The following is a 1,509-nucleotide window of genomic DNA, read 5'->3' on the forward strand; positions in this document are numbered from 1 at the left end:
GGACTCCGTCCCGCTACCGCGACCAGCCTGCCCTGCGCATCTTGATCGTGCGCCATGGTGAGAGCACCTTCAACCTGGAAAATCGCATCCAAGGCCGCTCCGATCTCTCCCGGCTCACCCCCACTGGAGAAGTGCAGGCGCAGCGTGTAGCCGAGGCCCTGGCCGGGATCCCGTTGGATTGCGCCTATTGCAGCCCCCTGTCTCGCGCCCTCGATACCGCTCGCGTCATTTTGAAAGACCGAGAAGGGATCCCTCTGCACGTTACCGATCAACTGCGGGAGATCGACCTGACGGCCTGGGAAGGGCTGACCTTTGCCGAGGTGCAGGAGAAATACCCCGAGGATTACCATCTGTGGCGGCACCATCCCGACACCCTGGAGCTAGAGGGCCGCTTTCCGGTGCGGGATCTCTGGCAGCAGGCGCAGGGGTTTTGGGAAATGCTGGCTTTCCATCTGCAATCGGCTTCGGGCCCCTGGAACCATGGAGCGGATCCCTCCCAGAGACAGACCCTCAATATCCTCATCGTGGGCCACAGCGGCATCAATCGCGCCCTGGTCAGCACCGCCATCGGCCTGGGGCCACACCACTATCACCGCCTTGGGCAGGATAACTGCGCCATCAGCGTTCTCAATTTTCCCGAGGGCCTGCAGGGGCCGCCACAACTGGAATCTCTGAACATCACCGCTCACCTCGGCCAAGCCCTGCCCAAGCGCAAGCAGGGGATGCGCATCTTGCTGGTGCGGCATGGAGAAACCCAGTGGAACCGAGAGCGCCGTTTTCAGGGGCAGCGGGATATCCCCCTCAATGCCACCGGGGAGGAACAGGCAGCCAAGGTGGCAGAATTTTTGGCCACTCAACCTCTGCAACTGGCCTTCTCCAGCCCCCTGAAGCGCCCTTGGGCCACAGCCGATGCCATCTGCAGCAACCACAGCAACCTCATTTTGCGCCCAATGCCCGACTTGCAAGAGATCTGCCACGGCGACTGGGAGGGCAAGCTGCAAAGCGAAGTCGAAGCCGAATACCCCGGCGAGCTGGAGCGCTGGCAACGGGATCCCGCCAGTGTGCAGATGCCCAATGGGGAAAACCTTCACCAGGTGTGGGAGCGCACTCGCTCCGCTTGGCAGGAGCTTTTGTCCATCACCGCAGCCCAGTTTCCTCAGGGCACGGCGGTTGTTGTTGCCCACGATGCCATCAACAAAGCAATCCTCTGTCAGTTATTCAACCTTTCCCCACAGGCTTTTTGGATCTTCAAGCAGGGGAATGGTGCCATTACGGTGATCGACTATCCAGAAGGCAAGGAGGGTGCCCCGGTTTTGAAGGTGTTGAACCTCACCACCCATCTGTCCGGCCAGATCCTGGACTGCACCACTGCCGGAGCTTTGTAAAGATGGGCTCATCCCCTCTCCGCGAGCTAACAGGACGACTAACAGGACAAAATGTGCATCTCCAGGGAGTGCGCCTGTTGGATCCTTGGCGCCAGCGGGATGAAGTAACCGATGTGTGGTTGCA

The 1,509-nt window shown here is 60.5% G+C and carries 1 protein-coding gene; it reads left to right on the forward strand.

The window, feature by feature from the left end; genetic code table 11:
- Positions 1-41 precede the first annotated feature (41 nt).
- Positions 42-1,385 carry a histidine phosphatase family protein gene (locus tag NW819_RS12615; RefSeq protein WP_414413957.1) on the forward strand — a complete coding sequence of 448 codons (1,344 nt, stop codon included), beginning with the start codon at positions 42-44 and terminating at the stop codon, positions 1,383-1,385.
- Positions 1,386-1,509: the final 124 nt, after the last annotated feature.

It is taken from the genome of Synechococcus sp. R8-2 (assembly GCF_047461715.1).
In the GTDB taxonomy this organism is placed as follows: domain Bacteria; phylum Cyanobacteriota; class Cyanobacteriia; order Thermostichales; family Thermostichaceae; genus Thermostichus.